The sequence below is a fragment of the Prochlorococcus marinus XMU1406 genome, assembly GCF_017696055.1.
In the GTDB taxonomy this organism is placed as follows: domain Bacteria; phylum Cyanobacteriota; class Cyanobacteriia; order PCC-6307; family Cyanobiaceae; genus Prochlorococcus_A; species Prochlorococcus_A marinus_W.
Genome location: NZ_JAAORG010000001.1, coordinates 53692 through 72079 on the forward strand (window position 1 = coordinate 53692; position 18388 = coordinate 72079).

General features: G+C 31.5%; 20 protein-coding genes and 1 tRNA gene. 11 read left to right on the plus strand and 10 right to left on the minus strand.

Annotated features, from left to right (window positions below; all coding sequences use genetic code 11):
- Nucleotides 1-18 precede the first annotated feature (18 nt).
- A complete protein-coding gene (gatB, locus tag HA149_RS00245) occupies nucleotides 19-1491 on the plus strand; it encodes an Asp-tRNA(Asn)/Glu-tRNA(Gln) amidotransferase subunit GatB (protein WP_209111950.1) in 1473 nt (490 codons plus the stop codon).
- A 3-nt stretch (nucleotides 1492-1494) separates the two neighbouring features.
- Here the strand turns inward: gatB and coaE are convergent, their stop codons facing one another.
- Nucleotides 1495-2112: a dephospho-CoA kinase gene (gene coaE / locus HA149_RS00250; protein WP_209111952.1), complete on the minus strand. Its 618-nt coding sequence runs from the start codon at nucleotides 2110-2112 to the stop codon at nucleotides 1495-1497.
- A 76-nt stretch (nucleotides 2113-2188) separates the two neighbouring features.
- On the opposite strand from coaE, the gene argJ reads away from it, so the two are divergent.
- Entirely contained in the window at nucleotides 2189-3427 is a 1239-nt protein-coding gene (gene argJ / locus HA149_RS00255; RefSeq protein ID WP_209111954.1) for a bifunctional glutamate N-acetyltransferase/amino-acid acetyltransferase ArgJ, read from the plus strand.
- Here the strand turns inward: argJ and HA149_RS00260 are convergent.
- Both HA149_RS00260 and HA149_RS00265 read right to left on the minus strand, forming a co-directional pair.
- Nucleotides 3420-3662 (minus strand): hypothetical protein, encoded by a 243-nt coding sequence (locus HA149_RS00260; RefSeq protein ID WP_209111956.1) that lies wholly within the window; start codon nucleotides 3660-3662, stop codon nucleotides 3420-3422. The two genes, argJ and HA149_RS00260, sit on opposite strands and share 8 nt — an antisense overlap.
- Nucleotides 3596-4267 carry an AAA family ATPase gene (locus HA149_RS00265; RefSeq protein ID WP_209111959.1) on the minus strand — a complete coding sequence of 224 codons (672 nt, stop codon included), beginning with the start codon at nucleotides 4265-4267 and terminating at the stop codon, nucleotides 3596-3598. The genes HA149_RS00260 and HA149_RS00265 overlap by 67 nt, the downstream gene beginning before the upstream one ends.
- Nucleotides 4268-4417: 150 nt before the next feature.
- Here HA149_RS00265 and HA149_RS00270 point away from each other — a divergent pair, with 150 nt between their 5' ends.
- Nucleotides 4418-5380: an aldo/keto reductase gene (locus tag HA149_RS00270; protein WP_209111962.1), complete on the plus strand. Its 963-nt coding sequence runs from the start codon at nucleotides 4418-4420 to the stop codon at nucleotides 5378-5380.
- A gap of 8 nt (nucleotides 5381-5388) precedes the next feature.
- Here HA149_RS00270 and HA149_RS00275 read toward each other — a convergent pair whose 3' ends face one another.
- On the minus strand, nucleotides 5389-5526 hold the full coding sequence (locus HA149_RS00275) for a hypothetical protein (protein ID WP_209111964.1): 138 nt from the start codon (nucleotides 5524-5526) through the stop codon (nucleotides 5389-5391).
- A 480-nt stretch (nucleotides 5527-6006) separates the two neighbouring features.
- On the opposite strand from HA149_RS00275, the gene HA149_RS00285 reads away from it, so the two are divergent.
- A complete protein-coding gene (locus HA149_RS00285) occupies nucleotides 6007-7131 on the plus strand; it encodes a THUMP domain-containing class I SAM-dependent RNA methyltransferase (protein ID WP_209111966.1) in 1125 nt (374 codons plus the stop codon).
- 1 nt (nucleotide 7132) lies between these two features.
- On the opposite strand, the gene HA149_RS00290 is transcribed toward HA149_RS00285, so the two are convergent.
- On the minus strand, nucleotides 7133-7519 hold the full coding sequence (locus HA149_RS00290; RefSeq protein ID WP_209113892.1) for a phage holin family protein: 387 nt from the start codon (nucleotides 7517-7519) through the stop codon (nucleotides 7133-7135).
- A 1-nt stretch (nucleotide 7520) separates the two neighbouring features.
- Complete coding sequence (locus HA149_RS00295) at nucleotides 7521-7982, minus strand: DUF883 C-terminal domain-containing protein (RefSeq protein ID WP_209111968.1); 462 nt, start codon at nucleotides 7980-7982, stop codon at nucleotides 7521-7523.
- Between the two features lie 185 nt (nucleotides 7983-8167).
- On the opposite strand from HA149_RS00295, the gene HA149_RS00300 reads away from it, so the two are divergent.
- The 4 genes from HA149_RS00300 (at nucleotide 8168) to HA149_RS00315 (ending at nucleotide 13519) form a co-directional block, all read left to right on the plus strand.
- Nucleotides 8168-8305 carry a hypothetical protein gene (locus HA149_RS00300; protein ID WP_002806908.1) on the plus strand — a complete coding sequence of 46 codons (138 nt, stop codon included), beginning with the start codon at nucleotides 8168-8170 and terminating at the stop codon, nucleotides 8303-8305.
- An 83-nt stretch (nucleotides 8306-8388) separates the two neighbouring features.
- Complete coding sequence (locus tag HA149_RS00305) at nucleotides 8389-8751, plus strand: hypothetical protein (RefSeq protein WP_209111970.1); 363 nt, start codon at nucleotides 8389-8391, stop codon at nucleotides 8749-8751.
- A 76-nt stretch (nucleotides 8752-8827) separates the two neighbouring features.
- Complete coding sequence (gene smc, locus HA149_RS00310; protein ID WP_209111972.1) at nucleotides 8828-12418, plus strand: chromosome segregation protein SMC; 3591 nt, start codon at nucleotides 8828-8830, stop codon at nucleotides 12416-12418.
- Nucleotides 12419-12463: 45 nt separating this feature from the next.
- Nucleotides 12464-13519, plus strand: coding sequence for a PRC-barrel domain-containing protein (locus HA149_RS00315; protein ID WP_209111974.1), 1056 nt, complete (start codon nucleotides 12464-12466; stop codon nucleotides 13517-13519).
- Between the two features lie 3 nt (nucleotides 13520-13522).
- On the opposite strand, the gene HA149_RS00320 is transcribed toward HA149_RS00315, so the two are convergent.
- Both HA149_RS00320 and HA149_RS00325 read right to left on the minus strand, forming a co-directional pair.
- Entirely contained in the window at nucleotides 13523-14809 is a 1287-nt protein-coding gene (locus HA149_RS00320) for a glycosyl transferase (protein WP_209111977.1), read from the minus strand.
- Nucleotides 14810-14813: 4 nt separating this feature from the next.
- A tRNA-Leu gene (locus tag HA149_RS00325) sits at nucleotides 14814-14895 on the minus strand.
- Nucleotides 14896-15154: 259 nt separating this feature from the next.
- Here HA149_RS00325 and accC point away from each other — a divergent pair.
- Nucleotides 15155-16504 (plus strand): acetyl-CoA carboxylase biotin carboxylase subunit, encoded by a 1350-nt coding sequence (gene accC, locus HA149_RS00330; protein ID WP_209111979.1) that lies wholly within the window; start codon nucleotides 15155-15157, stop codon nucleotides 16502-16504.
- A gap of 18 nt (nucleotides 16505-16522) precedes the next feature.
- Here the strand turns inward: accC and HA149_RS00335 are convergent, their stop codons facing one another.
- The gene (locus HA149_RS00335) at nucleotides 16523-16828 is read right to left on the minus strand and encodes a YggT family protein (protein ID WP_209113894.1); all 306 of its coding nucleotides are present in this window, start codon (nucleotides 16826-16828) and stop codon (nucleotides 16523-16525) included.
- A gap of 90 nt (nucleotides 16829-16918) precedes the next feature.
- On the opposite strand from HA149_RS00335, the gene psbX reads away from it, so the two are divergent.
- Together psbX and HA149_RS00345 are read left to right on the plus strand one after the other, a co-directional pair.
- The gene (gene psbX, locus HA149_RS00340) at nucleotides 16919-17104 is read left to right on the plus strand and encodes a photosystem II reaction center protein PsbX (protein ID WP_209111981.1); all 186 of its coding nucleotides are present in this window, start codon (nucleotides 16919-16921) and stop codon (nucleotides 17102-17104) included.
- Nucleotides 17105-17185: 81 nt separating this feature from the next.
- Nucleotides 17186-18112 carry a Ycf66 family protein gene (locus HA149_RS00345; RefSeq protein WP_209111983.1) on the plus strand — a complete coding sequence of 309 codons (927 nt, stop codon included), beginning with the start codon at nucleotides 17186-17188 and terminating at the stop codon, nucleotides 18110-18112.
- Here the strand turns inward: HA149_RS00345 and HA149_RS00350 are convergent, their stop codons facing one another.
- Complete coding sequence (locus HA149_RS00350) at nucleotides 18113-18388, minus strand: chlorophyll a/b-binding protein (protein ID WP_209111985.1); 276 nt, start codon at nucleotides 18386-18388, stop codon at nucleotides 18113-18115. It abuts the gene before it with no gap.

Consider the following 18388-nt stretch of genomic DNA (forward strand, 5'->3'; position numbering starts at 1 on the left):
ATAAAGAGACTTTTAATAATGAACAATTTGGAATCTTGGGAAGCTGTGATTGGTTTGGAAACTCATGTACAGCTTAATACGAAAAGTAAAATATTCACATCTGCGTCAACAGCTTTTGGTGATGCACCTAATACCCATATAGATCCTGTAGTTTGTGGGTTGCCAGGAACTCTTCCAGTTCTGAATGAGACTGTTCTTGAGTATGCTGTAAAAACTTCATTAGCATTAAATTTAAACGTTGCAGAACATTGTAAATTTGATAGAAAACAATATTTTTATCCTGATCTTCCTAAAAATTATCAAATTTCACAATTTGATGAGCCACTAGCTGAAAATGGTTGGTTAGAGGTTGAAATAATTGAAAAGGACAAAGAACCTTATATCAAAAAAATTGGTATAGAAAGGCTACATATGGAAGAAGACGCCGGAAAACTAGTTCATTCAGGAAGTGATAGATTAGCTGGCTCTAAGTATTCTTTAGTTGATTATAATCGTGCCGGAATAGCACTTTGTGAGATTGTAAGTAAACCAGACATTAGATCAGGTAAAGAGGCATCTGAATATGCTTCAGAGATTAGAAGAACAGTTAGATATCTAGGGGTATCAGACGGAAATATGCAAGAGGGTTCATTACGCTGCGATGTCAATATTTCAGTTAGAAAAGGACCCAATGCTCCTTTTGGCACCAAAGTGGAAATAAAAAATATGAATTCATTTTCTGCAATTCAAAAGGCTTGTGATTATGAAATAGCCAGACAAATAGAAGTTTATGAAAATGGAGGAAAAATTTTCCAAGAAACAAGGTTATGGGATGAAGCTAAGCAATTAACGAAAAGTATGAGATTAAAAGAAGGTAGCAGTGACTATAGATATTTTCCTGATCCTGACTTAGGTCCAATTGAAATAACAAAAGCCCAACAAGAAATATGGTTTAAAGAACTACCAGAATTACCTTCAAAGAAAAGATATAAATACGTAAGTCAATTTGGGTTGTCTGCATATGATGCAAGGGTAATTTCTGATGAAATAAGCATGGCAAACTTTTTTGAACAAACAGTAGCAAATGGTGCTGAGGCTAAATTAGCTTCAAATTGGGTAACAAGTGATATTGTGGGCTATTTAAAATCAAACAAACTAAGTTTTAGTGAATTAAAGCTTAGTCCTGAAAATCTTGCTGAAATGATTAACTTGATTTCAAAAAATATAATTAGTGGAAAAATTGCAAAAGAAATTTTACCTGAACTTATTCAAAAAAATATTTCCCCGAAAAAATTAGTTGAAGAAAAAGGGTTGGCAATGATATCTGATTCTTCAAGTATTTCACCAATAATTGATGAACTTATAAATGAACATCCAAATGAAGTTCAAGCATTTAAAAATGGCAAAACTAAGTTACTTGGTTTTTTTGTTGGTCAACTTATGAAAAGAACAAAAGGTAAAGCTGACCCTAAACTTGCAAATAAACTTCTTATGGAAAAATTAAATAGCTAAAGCTTAAAGAAGCTCTTTTATCGTATTGATCCATTTATTTTGATCATCTGAATTCTCTAAAATAATATCTGAGAATTTTCTTTTTTCTTCAAAACTTAATTGAAAATTTATCAATTCGTATGCTTCTTTTTCGCTAATTTTATCTCTTGTGATAAGTCTGTTTTTTTGTATTTCTCTAGGACATTTAACTAACCATATTTCAGTGCAAATATCTTCAAATTTTGCTTCAAACAATAATGGAATAGCCAATACTATAGTTTGATTATTTCTGTATTGACTGCATTCTTCTATCATTCTTTCTTTAATTAAGGGGTGAAGTAGTTTTTCAATCCATTCCTTGCTTGCTGAATGTTTAAAAATAATGTTCCTTAAAAGTTTTCTGTTTATTTCCCTTTCTGAATTGTTTTTATTATCAATAATTTTATTTCCAAAATAATCTAAAATTTTCTTATATCCATATGTGTTTGGTTTGATTAATTCTCTTGAAAAATGATCTGCATCTAATATTGGTATGTTTTTATGTTTTCTTATGTAATTAGTTATGGTTGTCTTACCACTTGCAATACCTCCTGTTAAACCAATCCTTCTTTGGTTGTTTTTTAATTTTTGAAGAATATCCATATAATTAATAATAATCTAATTACTTAGTTTCTTTAGTATTAAAGAGTAGTTAGTATGAATTAAAATACCAAAAAGTTTGAGCCAGTTAGATTCCAATTGGTCGTTTGTTGATGACAGTAAGGTGACACCCAAGGGGTTTCTTTTTGCTGGGATATCTGCTGGTTTAAAAGCTTCTAATAAAAAAGATTTAGCACTAATACTCGCTCCAGAAGGAAGTATTTTTAGTGGGATGTTTACCCAATCAATAGTTCGAGCTTCTTGTGTGGATATTTGTGAGGAAAGGATTAAAACAACTTTAGGTTTTGTAAGAGCAATACTAATTAATTCTGGACAAGCAAATGCATGTACAGGAAATCTTGGTATTCAACATTTTCAAATTGCTACAGGAAAGATTGCGGAACTTTTAGGAATAAAAGAAGAAGAAGTTTTAATGTGCTCAACTGGAGTAATTGGTGTTCCAATAAAAATAAATGATTTAGTAAAAAATTTACCGAATTTAGTTAGTGATTTAAAGGGTAATAATTTTGAAAATGCAGCAGAAGCAATTTTAACTACTGATTTGACTTTGAAAAAAGTGTCAATAGAGACGATTATTCAAGGTAGAAAAATAAAAATAGCAGGATTTGCAAAAGGTTCAGGAATGATTTACCCCAACATGGCTACAATGCTTGCTTTTCTAACCTGTGATGCGGGTATTCAAAAAGAAGAATGGGACAAAATGATTGCTATTGCGGTTCAAAAATCTTTTAATGCAATATCAGTTGATGGAGAGACAAGCACAAATGATTCTTTTGTTGGAATAAATGCAGGAGAGAAAATTGAAAAAAGGTTTTTTCCAATTATCCAACAAGGGATTGATATTGTATGTCAGAACTTGGCAAAAAATATTGCAAGGGATGGAGAGGGAGCAAATTGTTTATTAGAAGTTTTGGTTCAAGGAGCAAAAAATATAGATGATGCAATTATGCTCGCGAAATCTATTTGTAATTCTGCCTTGGTAAAAACTGCGATACATGGTTGTGATCCAAATTGGGGACGAATCATTTCTGCTGCAGGTAATTCTGGAGTTAAATTTAATTTAGATGACGTTGACTTGTATATAGGAAACGCTCACATTTTGGAAAAAGGCCAGTTAAATAAATATGATCCACAAAAAGTCACAGACTATATTAAGTCCAGAATGAAAGGTAGATATTTGGTAGATGATATTGTAAAAATTATGATTAATCTAAATTCTGGCGAATCGAAAGGCACAGCTTGGGGGTGCGATCTTTCTAAAAAATATGTTGAAATAAATAGCCAATATACTACTTAAGTTTTAGTAAATCTATTGGTAGATATTCATTTACATAAAGGAATAGTATTGTTAAAGTTCCAATTACAGAACCTATAAAACCTCCAAAAAAATTAACTAATAATCCAGATTGTTTAATAGTTGGCTCTTCGTTTTTTTCTTCTTCAAAATCAGGCTTATTAACTACTTTTAAGCGCTGATTGGTTGTGGGTTGTTTAAGTTGTTGGTGTCGGATGAGGGCTTCGAAATCAGGCATGGAATTTGGGAGGCAATTGAACAATAAGCAGACCAGCCCGTCATTCGACGAGGGTCTGATCTACCTAAATCGTCTACAGCTTCGAAAACAGCATTACCCAAGGCTTCTGCTTTATCAAACGCTGAAAGTAAGGGTATAAATGTATCGAAAACATATAAACCAAAATTTTCTAGGGCTTTTTTTGCTTGCTGCGCTGCTTTTTGCTGTCTAAAATCAACTTTTACTATTACTACTGCATGGTTAACTTTTAAGTTGCTTAATAAATTAGCTAGTTCAACAGTTAATTCTACTGATCTGGCTTTTGCAGTTGTAGGTAAGATAACTAAATCTGAACCATAAGCTAAGTGTTTAAGTTCTTCTTGATCACTGCTAGCCTGACCATCAGTTATTACAATTTCTGATGATCTTGATGCTTTAGCAGCTGAATTGACTGGGAAAACTGGAAATGGAAGATTGCCTCTTGATGAGTACGCTAATGCAGATCTATTCTTGTCGGCATCGACTATGCAAACTTTTTTACCTTCAGAATGCCAAACACTAGCAAGGTGAATACTCGTGCAGGTTTTGGCTACTCCCCCTTTTTGTCCGCAAACGGTAATGAACAATTTTTTATTTTTATTTCTTTTACTTTGGAGAATAATTTCTTAATGTCAAGAGAAATTGATTTTTAATGCTTTAAAACTTATTTTTTGAAATATTCTAAAGAGGTTAATATTTTTAGATAACCTTATAAAGTTCATTATATAAATAGGCTAGTGAAGAAAAGAATTGGATTAGGTACTTGGTCTTGGGGCAATAAGCTTTTTTGGAATTACAAATCTACAAATGATGATGATTTACGTGAGACGTATAATGAAGCGTTGCGCAGAGGTTTCGATCTTATTGATACTGCAGATTCTTATGGCACTGGGAATCTTCAGGGTAGAAGTGAATTATTGATAGGCAAATTTTTACTAAATACTCCTTCTGCAAAGAAAAAAAGAATTCAAGTAGCAACCAAACTCGCACCTTATCCCTGGAGAATCGGTGACAGAGGTTTTAACAAACCTTTTTTGAAAAGTTTAGAGAGACTTAATAACAAATTAGATATAGTGCAATTACATTGGTCGACTGCAAAATATAATCCTTGGCAGGAATTAGGGCTGTTGAAAAATCTTTGCGATTTAAAAGATCAAGGCTTTGATTTTCAAATTGGTTTATCAAATATAGGCCCTAAAAGATTGACAAAATTAATTAATTTCTTGGCAAAAAGAGATCAGAGGCTAAAAAGTGTTCAGGTACAGTTTTCTTTGCTTGCGCCCGATTTAAAAAAACAATATCAGGTAAAAAAGATTTGCGAAGAAAATAATATTGATTTCTTTGCTTATAGTCCTTTGTCCTTTGGAATACTTTGTATTGATCCAGATAAAGAAGAAAATATAGAAAAAAGTTTTATTCGTAATGCTTTATTTGAAAACTATAAAAAGCCAACATATGAATTGCGTAGATGTTTAAAAAGAATTGCGAATATAAGATCAGTTTCCCAAGCTCAAGTAGCAATTAATTGGTGTTGTTATCAAGGGACTATTCCACTCGTTGGAATGCGAAAAAAATCTCAAGTAATAGATTTATCAAATGTATTCAAGTGGAATTTAAATAAAAATGAATTTAAATTACTTCAGGAAGTTTCAAAAAATTGTTTAAAAAAAATGCCGAAAAATCCTTTTTCGAGTACTTAATTAAATTTTTAAGTAGATATTTTCTTATTTTTTTTTATTTGACAACCATTATTCCATAGTTCCGTGGGAAATTTTTCACCAGTGAATCTAATAACTTTAGGTTTGAGATTTATTATCAAGTCATTTAGTTTTTTATTAGGTTCCATTTTGTATGATTGGAGTTTTTAATAAGATAAATTAATTTAAAACTTATCTTCTCAGTATTAATACCTATAAAATTAAAAAAATTATTTTTAATACAATTAATTGCAGCAATATTTACACATTAATAAATTATCTAATACAACTTCTTAGTTATTTAAAAAGTGGAGTCCTTCCAGACTCCTCGTATCATTTGGTTGATAAGGCTGATATGACCCCATCTCCTTAAGGATCAAGCAGCAACTGGTGCTGTTTGACGGGAGAAACTAACGATTTTGTTAGCGTTTGTGTTTTTGCTCTAACCGAGCCGGCTTCAGTCACCTTCCTTATGCCCCGTCGAAACCATTACAACCCCAAATAGTGGAGTTGAGCGGAATCGAACCGCTGTCCGAAACATCGGTTGAGATCACCTAGTCCAATTGGACATTTATATTCTGACAGGCAAAATGAGTATTGAATAGTTTTTTTGTTAAGTTTTATCGTATATGAATGTAGTTGCATCAGCTCCAGTAGGACTAGAGAAATCTTTAGCTGAGGAAATTTCAAATTTAGGTGGATTTAATATTAATACTCATAAAAGATTTATTAATTTTGAATGTGATTTTGAAACTTTTTATAGAGTTCATTTTTTTTCCAGATTAGCTTTTCGTTTTTATAGAAAAATTGCAAGTTTTAATTGCTATGACAGGCAATCTTTATATGAGGGTGTTAGAGATTCATTTGATTGGTTAAATTGGTTGCACTTTGAAAAAACGTTTAATGTTCAAGTCACTGGGAGAACATCTTCTCTAACTCATACACATTTCACCGCACTTGAAGTAAAAAATTCTATAACTGATTTGCAACAGGCAGTTTGGAATAAAAGATCAAATATTTCTTTAGATAATCCTGATTTAATAATTCATCTTCATTTAAATAATAATAAAGCAATTATGAGTCTTCAAAGTAGTTTGGAAAGCTTACACAAAAGAGGCTATAGACCTGCTGTTGGAAAAGCTCCATTAAAAGAAAATTTAGCGTCTGGATTGATAAATATGACTCAATGGAATGGCAAAGTCCCATTAATTGATTTTATGTGCGGCTCAGGAACTTTTTTAATTGAGGCAGTAAATCAATTTCTTGATGTTCCCATAAATATTGATCAGGTATATCTTTTTGAGAATTGGTTGGACTTTAGGAAAGATATTTATCTTATTGAAAAAAATAAGGCAAAAAATAAAATTATAAATTATGAAAAATTACCAATAATAATAGGCTGCGAAATTAATAAAAAGGTTTTTGAGCAGGCGAAAGTAAACATATCATTGGCTGGACTCGAAAATTATATTCAACTTATAAATGATGATTTTTTAGAACTCCAATTAGCATGCACACCTGGGATCATTATATGTAATCCTCCATACGGCAAAAAATTGGGTGATGAAAATGAATTGATTAGTTTATACGAGCAAATGGGAATCTTCCTAAAGAATAATTTTTCAGGTTGGGAATTTTGGTTGCTAAGTGGAAATCCAAAACTAACAAAATATTTGAAAATGAAATCCTCATTAAAAATTCCTGTTAGTAATGGGGGGATAGATTGTAGATGGATAAAGTATTTAATAAGGTAATTTATTTTTTGCCCAAAACGGCTTTTGTTGTCTTACCTAAACCCTCTAATGTTTGAGGGAGATAAGGTCCTTTGGCTAATTTTCCTCCAAGCTTCAAACTTAAACCTGCAAGAAATAAATCGATAAATATTATGAGTAATAAATTATATTCAATATTCCAGTTATTATATTTTGTTAGAAAAAGATAAAAAATAATATGGATGCAAATTAGTACTAATAATAGTAATGTGCTTCCAATTGCCAAAAATATTCCACCACTAATTAATCTTCTTTTTTCTCTATCTACTTCTTGAAGAGCTATTCTTACATGCAAATCCATCACTGAACTTGCGATAGCTGAAATTCTTGAAGCGGTATTTGCAAAGTTTTTATTTTTTGGTTTTTCCATATTATTTTTTGCCACTGTTTAGGAGAGTTCCTATTAGTAAACCAATGCCAGCCGCAATAGCTATAGATAATAGCGGTTTTTTTCTTATTGGACTTTCTATTTTTGGTCTAAGAGTATTGTTAAGTTCTTCTAATAACTCTTCTAATTGACTTTCGATAGGTTCAATCTTTTCTGATATTTCCCAATTTTTTTCTTTTATTGAATCAATAATTTCAAATAGTTGGTGTTTTATTCCAATTGCTGAGGTTCCACTATGGCTTGCTATTACTTCAACTAAATCATCAATACTCCCTTTTGTGGCCTCAAGGGTTTGTTGTGCAATGTTAGGCCATTTTTCTTTTATTAAAGGTATTAAACTGTCAATTTTTTCAAGTAACCATTTCTCCGAGATAACTTCTTTTTCAGGAAGTTCAGAGTTATCTTCTTTTTCTTCTACTTCTTTGGGAGGATGGTAAGTCTCCATTATTTAATATTATTTATTTTAAGATTAGACCCTATTTTCTTTATTTGGAACCCTTATCTAAAGATTTGTACGATTTATAAAAAAAAACATATAAAATTTTATTTACATTTTATTTATCTACTCTGTTCTGCGAGAAGGTTTTGTTAAGCTATTACTGAATTTATTAAATGAGTTTAAATTTTATCATGGATATTACATTTGCATCATTAATTTTTGCATCTCGCACAATCCCTACAGATTTTGGACTAGTAGCTGCAGCTATCGCTGGAGCTGGAAGTTTGCTTTTCATTGCTTTAAGATTTGTTCCTGATGCAAGTAATTAAATAACAGGAACCATCTTTAAGAAAATATATCTTTATCTCAACTTTGTTTTGAAAATAGATTTGATTTATTTATCAAATAGATAATGAATAAATGGGTTTTGCTTGAACATAAAGTTTATTCTGCTAACTCTTTTGATATTCATTATGATTTTCTTGTTGAAAATGGCATAGATTGTCTAACTTGGAAATTTTTAAAACTACCTTTATTAAATCAAGCTTCTGTAGAAATTTCTAAGCAGCCAAATCATAGACTTGTATGGCTATCCAGGATAGAACATGAACTTTCTGATAATAGAGGGTTTGTAAAAAGAATTGATAATGGAATATTTAAAAACGTTTCTGATAAATTGGACTCTGAATATTATAGATTCCTTTTGGATGGTGAACTTCTTTATGGCTTGTTTGAAATTTCGGGTAATTCTTGTAGATTGACCAAAAATTATTAATATTCATTTATAAATAAACGTAATATTTCTATTGAGAATTTTTGGAAATTAGTTATTCTTATTTAGCTATTGAGACTTGAGATTGGTACATATCAATCAGGTCGAATTTGAAAATTTTAAATCTTTTGGGGGAAATGTAAAAATTCCTCTTGAAGAAGGTTTTACGGTGGTTACGGGTCCTAATGGTTCTGGGAAAAGTAATATTTTAGATGGAATTTTATTCTGTTTAGGTCTAGCTAATAGTAGAGGGATGAGGGCTGAAAGATTACCAGATTTAATAAATAACTCCAAAGTTAAAGAGGGTAAGTCATCAGAAACATCTGTATCGGTAAAATTTAATATTCAAGATTGGTCTCCCAGAGAGGACCTTCCGCCTTTGGAACTAGAAGAAGAAGAAATTGCCCTTAATAAAGGTCAAAAAGAATGGATAGTTTCTAGAAAATTAAGGCTTATGCCAGGTGGTTCTTATGCTTCTACTTATACTTCTGATGGAAAACAATGTACCTTGCAACAAGTACAAAGAATATTAAGAGATATTAGTGTTGATCCTGAGGGGAGCAATGTTGTTATGCAGGGTGATGTAACAAGAATAGTATCAATGAATAATAAGGAGAGAAGAAATCTTATTGATGAATTAGCAGGAGTCGCACTTTTTGATACAAGAATAGAACAAACTAATGCAAAATTAAATGACGTTTTCGAAAGACAAGAAAGATGTGAAATTTTAGAAAATGAATTGCAATCTAGTAAGAATAAGCTTGAAAAAGAATGTGAAAAAGCAAAGCGATATAAAGAGTTAAAGGCAAAACTATTACAAATAAAGGAATTAGAGAAAGTTCTTATTTTTGATAAACAAGTTAAGCATGTTGAATCTATTGAAAAAAAAGAAAGTGAAATTGAAAAAAATACAATATTATTTAATAAACAAAAAGAATCTATTAGTAAAGAAATATCAGTCTTAGAAGATGCTTTGAAAATACTGGTTGATGAGCTAAAGGAGAAAGGAGAGGATAAATTGATAAAAGTGAATTCTGATATTGGAAGTATTAATTCTAGCTTGAGAGAACTTGATAGGATATCAAGTCTGAATAAAGAAGAAGGTATTCTATTACAAAAGCAGAGAGATGAAATTGCAATTTCTAAGAGGAATATCGAGTCAGAAAAGATGAGACAAGAAAATTTCGATGAAAATTTTTTAAAACAATTGAACTTGCAAATTGATGATCTCACGTTAAAACATAAACTATCTCGAAAAAAACTTTCTGATGCGGCTGGAGAGTCTGGAGAATTCTCAAAACAAAGTATCAAATTAAATGCTGAGCTTGAAACTATAAAAAATCAAATTAATCCTTTGGAAATAAAAAAAAGGAAAATTGAAGAAGAAATTATTCAAAATAATATTCAAAAAGATGAGATATTGTCTCAGATTGATTCCTTAGACTTAGAACAGCAAAAACTTTTTGAGGGAAATCAAAGCAAAAAAGAGACATCCGATACAAAGAATAAAAACTTGGCAAGTAATAGTTCAGAAATTAATTCTTTAAAAAATGAAATTGATTTATTAATTAAAACTAAATCAAGGTTAAACAATGAGCAATTAAGACTTGAAAAGGAATTTTCTAGATTAGAAAGTAGGAAGGAAGCTTTAAACGAATCCAGAGGTTCATATGCTCTCAGAATTCTCTTAGAGGCAGGGTTAGAGGGTATACATGGTTATGTAGCTCAACTTGGAGAGGTCAGTGAGAAAAATAGATATGCATTAGAAATTGCTGCTGGAAATAGATTAGGACAAATTGTTGTTGATAATGATCATATTGCTGCTAAAGCAATTGAAATCCTTAAAAAGAAGAAAGCGGGAAGATTAACTTTCTTACCTTTGAATAGAATTAAAAGTCAAAAAAAGAATTATGCAATTTCAAGATTTGAACATAACAGGGAGAATGGATTTATTGATAAAGCTATTAATCTAATTACTTTTGATGAAGTCTATTCAGATGTTTTTCGATATGTTTTTGGAGATACTTTGGTTTTTTCAGACTTATCCTCAGCTAGGTTATCTACACAAAAAAATAGGTTGGTTACCTTAAGTGGTGAATTATTAGAAGCAAGTGGTGCTATTACAGGAGGTAGTAAGTTAAATAAAGATTTGGCTTATAGGTTTGGAATTAACAATGATATTGATGATTCCAGTCCTATAAAAGAAAGATTATTAGTTATCGAAGAAGCTTTAAAAGAGTCAAATAATGATTTGATAATAAAAAATAATAGACTTAGTAAATTAAATTCTAACCGCAGTCAAATAATTGAGGATTGTGCCTCATTTAATAAAGAAATTGAAGTAAATCAAGATTCTCTTAAGGCTGTTTCGCAAAGAATTGAGGATTGTAAATCGAGATTAAATAAACTTGATGCTGCTAATAATTTATTAGTTAACGAGTTAGATCATTTAAAAAATGAATTGAAGCCTTATTATGATAAGTTTGATCAATTACAAACCATTCAAAAGGCAAATTATGAAAAAAATCAAAAATCATCATTAATAGCTTTTAATAACCATTTCAATAATCTTGATGAAAAACTTGAATTACTTATTAAGGAGAGAGATACATTACTAGATAAAAAGAATCAATTTGCTTTAAATAAAGAGCGTATCAATAATTCATTAAAAATTACTTTACTACAAGAAAAAAACTTGCAGGAATCTATTAAACAACTCGCAATTGCTCATAGTGAATGGATAGAAAAAAGAGATAAATTTAAAAAAGAGCTTTTAGATCTAGATAATCAAAAAAATTCTCTAGAGAAGGATTTAGGTTTATTGAGAAGGAAAAGAGATGAATTAAACGCTTCAATTTCAAATAAAAGGCAAGAATATAATAATTATCTGTTGAAGCTCGAATATCTTGAAAGGGATATGCATTCTCTTAAAGAAGAGATGAGAAGCGAGAAAATAAAACTAGAAAATTATAAAAAAGATCTACCTAATCCTTCTCCGGAGTTTGGAGAATATGAAGGGAAGAGTCTTGAATCTCTACAATCAGAAATTTCGATTATAAATACAAAACTACAAAGCTTAGAACCTGTTAATATGTTGGCTCTTGATGAACTAGAAGAATTAATTGAGAGATTAAATGGTTTGAGAGAAAAATTAGAAATTCTATCTAATGAAAGATCTGAATTATTGCTCAGAATAGAAACTGTATCTACGATGCGTCAAGAGGCTTTTATGCAAGCATTTACAGAAGTTGATAGACACTTTAGAGTAATTTTTGCAAATTTATCTGATGGAGATGGATTTCTCCAACTTGAAAATCCTAATTCTCCTTTAGAAGGAGGATTAACTTTAGTAGCTCATCCTAAGGGAAAAAATGTCAGAAGGTTAGCCTCTATGTCAGGTGGTGAAAAATCGTTAACTGCTTTAAGTTTTTTATTTGCTTTGCAAAAGTATAAACCTTCACCTTTTTATGCATTAGATGAGGTTGATAGTTTTTTAGATGGCATTAACGTTGAAAGGTTGTCAAAACTAATATCGAATCAGTCATCAAATGCTCAATTTATAGTCGTAAGTCATAGAAGGCCTATGATTAGTGCGTCTGAACGAACAATTGGGGTTGCGCAAGCAAGAGGTGCTAATACTCAAGTTCTTGGGTTACCAAATGCTGCATAAACACACTTTTTTTAATTTATACGTCAGAATGATAAAAAGAAATTTATGAGCTTGTCTAACACATCTGCTAATAAGAATCTCCCTAACTCTGTTCCTAGCGAACGTTTATGGTTAAGGTCAGAATTAATGGGAACACAAGTGATAACTACTGATACTGGGAGGCGTCTAGGCGTAGTTGGCGAAGTTGTTGTTGATATCGATAGAAGAGAGGTTGTCGCTTTGGGACTAAGAGATAATCCACTCACAAGATTTTTACCAGGTTTACCAAAATGGATGCCTTTAGAAAGTATAAAGCAAGTTGGAGATGTCATATTAGTTGACTCCTTAGATTCTTTGAGTGAGAGTTTTTCTCCAGAAAGATATGGGAAGGTAATTAATTGTCAAGTAATTACAGAATCTGGACAACTTTTAGGAAGAGTTCTTGGCTTTTCTTTTGATATTGAGACTGGGGATTTGATATCTCTTGTTATGGGTGCTGTTGGTGTTCCGCTTTTAGGTGAGGGAGTTTTAAGTACATGGGAAATACCTGTTGAGGAAATTGTAAGTAGTGGTACTGATAGGATTATTGTTTATGAAGGTGCGGAAGAGAAATTGAAGCAACTAAGTAGTGGATTACTTGAGAAACTTGGAGTCGGGGGTTCTTCATGGGATGAAAGGGAAGCAAATGGATACTCAGCAAATCTTGTACCTGTTGAGAATCAGTTACTTTCAGGTTCTGAATCAGAACAGCAAAATAATTTGGTCGAGGAATATGAAGAAGTTGTTGAAAAAGATGATTATGAAGATGATTATGCAGATGATTATGAAGATGAACTTGAATATGTTGAAATAAAGGGTTCCTCAGAGGAAATTAATAACAGAAAAAAGCTATACATGGATAATGATGATTCTGATCAGATCGAGAATCAAAATAGTGTTAATCAAATAGATGAAAAAAACAATATTGATTTTAAGCAAAAGAAACAACCAACTACTAATTTAGCTTCGAAAAGACCAATTCAAAATGCAACTGAAACTTTAGATATTGAACCACTAGATGAACAAAATTTAGTTCAAGATAATAAAAAATCAGAAAAGTTTGAAATTGATGATCCCTGGTAATTGTTAAAGTTTTTTTATTGAATTAACAATTATAGAAGCAAGTTTTTTTGCAGCACCTTTATCTCCTCTTTCTTTTTGTAGATTATCCTTAATAATTTTTAATTGATCTCTATTTTTAATAAGAAATAATACTTCTCTTGCAATTTTTATTGGCGAAATATTACCTATCCTTTCAGGGACAATCATTCTTTTAGCTTTAATATTTGGCCAAGCAAAAAACTTCTTTTTTTTAAAATACAAATTCTTAATTATAAATGTTAGGAATCTATTTATGAATGAAATTTTTCCAATTACTCCAAAAATACCATCCCATGCATTCATCATATTTAAATGTTGAGTTGGCAGAACAACTAACATTGGAAGACTAATCGCTGCTAATTCTGCAGTATTTGCTCCTACAGTTGTAATTGCAAGATCACATTCTTTTAATATTTCATAGCAAGGATGTTTCTCGATTAAAAAAATCTTTGTATTTTTTGATGTTTCAATTACATAATCAAAATTAGAATCTTTGAAGTTTTTAATTGTTTTGATTTTTGATGAGTAATATTTAGCTATTGGATTTTTGTTGCTTTGAAAAAATAAATATTCACTTTGATCAGTGGTTGGGGCAATGGGAATTATAAAATGTATATTTTGATTTTCTTCAGCGATATGATCAGCAACTTCTAAAAAGAAAGGAATTCCAATAGAAAGCTTTGCTTTCTTAGAACCAGGCAACAATGCAATGTAGTGTTTTTCTTTATTTTTTAATGATATTTCGCTATTAAGTTTGATATCTGCCATCAAATCGCCAATTACTTTACACTTATATTTATATTTTTTTGGTATTAACTCTTTTACTTTTACATTCATAGCAGCAATTTCGTTGGTCCATTTAGGCCATCGCGAAACCCATTCAGCATAAGTGATATTTAAATAACCTAATCTTTTAGCTAATAAAATGCTCCAAAATTGATCCCCACCCAGGAAAATAACTACCCCTTTTTTTGGCCAATAAGCAAAAGAATGTGGCTTTATTAATAATTTCCAAAAACTTTTTGATTTTGTAATTAATTCGAATTTATTCCATGAATTTGCAACTAAAAATTCTTTACCAGTGGCATTTGGGCAAGGAACAAGAACTAACCTCAGAGTGAAATCGTGTTTATCGCCATCTCCTTTTGATTTATTTATTTTGTTAAGCTCATCCACTAAAGGATTCACCCATGTCGTTAATTCACCAGGACCATTGGAAATTATAACTACTGCAACTGATTTTTTATTCATTGCAGTTAAACCAGAATACATTAAATGCGGACGGCGAGACTTGAACTCGCAAGGCCGAAGCCACACGCTCCTTAGACGTGCGCGTCTACCAATTCCGCCACGTCCGCAAAGGGTTTTCAGCAACCGAGAGATACCTAAACCTTAAAAATATCATACATTATTGGCTGAAATAAGCATGTAGTTTGAAAAGAGTTTTTTGAATAAGATGAATAATTTTTCTATTGCATAAAACAAATATTTATACATATATAACGTTTTAGGTTGTATTGTAAAAAATGTCCTCTGATCACTAAAAAATTTTGTTGAATACTTTGGCAAATAATTTTTTATTTTAAGTCATTTCATTTCTTCAATTTTATTTTCATAATGGTTGAAAAAGTTTTAATTGCTAATCGTGGAGAAATAGCTTTACGAATTGTCAGAAGTTGTAGAGAACTAGGTATTGCAACCGTTGCAGTTTATAGCACTGTAGATAAAAAAGCATTGCATGTTCAGCTTGCTGATGAGGCGGTTTGTGTCGGAGATTCATTAAGTAATAAGAGTTATTTAAATATTCCAAATATACTTGCTGCTGCTACATCCAGAGGAGTTGATGCTATTCATCCTGGTTATGGATTTCTTGCGGAAAATGATAAATTTGCTGAGATGTGTAACGATCATGGCATAGTTTTTATTGGCCCATCTTCTAAAGCTATTAGATCTATGGGAGATAAATCTACAGCTAAAGAAACTATGGAAGCAGTTGGAGTTCCAACAGTACCTGGTAGTAAAGGCTTGTTATCAAATGTTGATGAGGCTTATAAATTGGCAGATGATATTGGCTATCCGGTAATTATTAAAGCGACTGCTGGAGGAGGTGGAAGAGGTATGAGGTTGGTTGAAAACTCTGATAATCTTGAAAAAATGTTTAAAGCAGCTCAAGGCGAAGCAGAAGCAGCTTTTGGTAATGATGGTTTATATATGGAGAAATTTATAAAGAAGCCAAGACATGTAGAAATTCAAATTTTGGCTGACAGGTCGGGTAATGTTGTTCATTTAGGAGAGCGAGATTGTTCAGTTCAAAGAAGACATCAGAAGTTACTAGAAGAGTCTCCTAGTCCTGCAATTAATACTGAGCTAAGAAAAAAAATGGGGAACGCAGCTATTGCTGCTGCAAAAAGTATCGGCTACGAAGGAGCGGGGACAGTTGAATTTTTAGTTGATGATGATAATAATTTTTATTTTATGGAAATGAATACTAGGATTCAAGTTGAACATCCTGTTACTGAAATGGTTACAGGAGTTGATTTAATAGCTGAGCAAATTAAAATTGCAAGCGGAGCAAACTTGGAATTTAATCAGGATGATATCCATTTAAACGGCCATGCCATTGAATGTAGAATCAATGCTGAAGATCCCTCTCACAATTTCCGACCATCACCTGGAAAAATAACTGGGTGGCTTCCACCTGGTGGCCCTGGTGTAAGGGTGGATAGTCATGTTTATACAGGCTATGAAATACCTCCTTTCTATGACTCATTAATTGGTAAATTAATAGTCTGGGGAAAAGATCGTAATACTGCAATTAAACGTATGAATAGGGCTTTAAATGAATGTGCAGTAACTGGTATTCCAACAACAATTAATTTTCATCTAACCTTACTGAATAAATCTAAATTTAAGCAGGGTAAGATACATACTAAATATGTAGAAGAAGAATTATTGCCAAATTACTGAGAAATAATTAAATGATTTCTATGAAATATGAGTATGCATTGCAAGTTTTATAAGCCCTTGCTGACCAACTAAAATTTCTCTTAAAAAGCTTATAATTCCGATCCAAATTACGGGGCCAACATCAACGCCTCCAATTGGAGGAATTAGTTTTCTTGTTAAATTAAGAATAGAACTTGATGGTATTGAAATTAATAACAAAAAACCTTTATTTAAATCAATTTTTGGGTACCAAGTAAGTATTAATCTTATTAGAAAAACTATAGTTAGATATGAAAGAGAAATTCCTAAACTAATATCTAAAATTTGAAGAGAATTTACAAGCAATGAAATCACAATTGTTTAATTCATCTTAATAAATAACCCATTCAAACGTATTTAATTCGTATTATAAATTGAGAATTTAATATTTAAAAAGTGTTTCCAATCTCTAATTTATTACTAGTCGCAGATTTTTCTGCTGAAGTTGCAAATAATTCCGCAGTTGGAATGATTGGTAGTTTTATTGCCGCTGCCTTACTTATCGTTATTCCAGCCACTGCATTTTTGATTTTTGTCAGCCAGAAAGATTCACTCGATCGTACTTCTACTGGAAGACGCTAGTTTTTGTAGAAGTTTTAAGTACACTATATATATAGGGCATATAAGTAACCCTTTTTAAAAATAAATTTTTGGAGAAAGAATGTGGTCAATGCTAGTCTCAATTGGGCCAGTATTGTTGGTATAGTTCTCGCTGTATGTGGAGGAGGCCTTTATTTTTTGAGGTCCTTTAAGCCTGCCTTGGCAAGGGATTATGATGTTTTCTTCGCAGCAATTGGACTTTTGTGCGGAGGAATATTATTTTTTCAAGGCTGGAGGTTAGATCCTATCCTTCAGTTTGGTCAGTTTTTATTAGCAGGAACTACAGTTTTTTTCGCATATGAAAGTGTGCGATTGAGGGGAGTTGCTACTGATCAAGCTAGAAGGTCATCTTATTTTGATGATGATCCTATTTCTGATGTGCCCAGAAATTCTAGAGGCCGATTTAATGATGATTATGATAGGTTTGAAGAATCTGATAGGCCATCCAGAAGATTTAAACCTCAAGAAGATGAATTTGAAGAAGACTATACGGAAGGGAGATCTCGTAGGAGGAATGTTTCAAGAGCTATACCCTCTGCTGCAGCAAGTAGAAGTAGGCCATCTACAAGGGAAATAAGTCAGTTTGAAAATGACGAACCTATAAGAAGGAGAAGACAGACTGCTGGAGATAGAAATAGTAAACAACAAGAAACAAATAATTTTGGTGAGAGAAGAAATTCATCTCGCGATGAGGTTAAAACAGGGTCAAGGCCCAGAATGAATCGTACAGTTTCTAGACAAGATAATATTTCTGCTCCAGGTGATTCTCCATCTAGAAAGAAACCTACTCGATCCCCTATTAGGCAGCAAACTTCAACAGCTCAAGTAGAAGATGCTTCATTTAAAGATGCTAATCCAGCCAAAAAACCGCGTGAGACTCGTAGAGTAAGCTCTCAAGCTAGATCAAGTTCAAAAAATCAAAATAGTAGATATAACGTTGGAACAAACAAGAAGAAACCTAGAGATAACAGTTCTAGATTTGATGATTAATTATAAGATTCCTGCCCATTTTAAAAACGATTGTTTACTAAATAATTCAATCAATATTATTGCAAGGAAGCCAATCATTGCAAATCTTCCATTAGTTATTTCAGAATAACTACTCCATCCAAATTTATATTCATCTTTAATTTCTATAGATTTTTCATCTACTTTATTGTCGCCAATTTGTTCATTAATGTAATTTGGATCTTTATTCTGTTCTATAGAACTCTCATTCTCTAAATTAGTGGTTTCTGAGTTAGTTTGTTCTTCTTTAGGATTCAT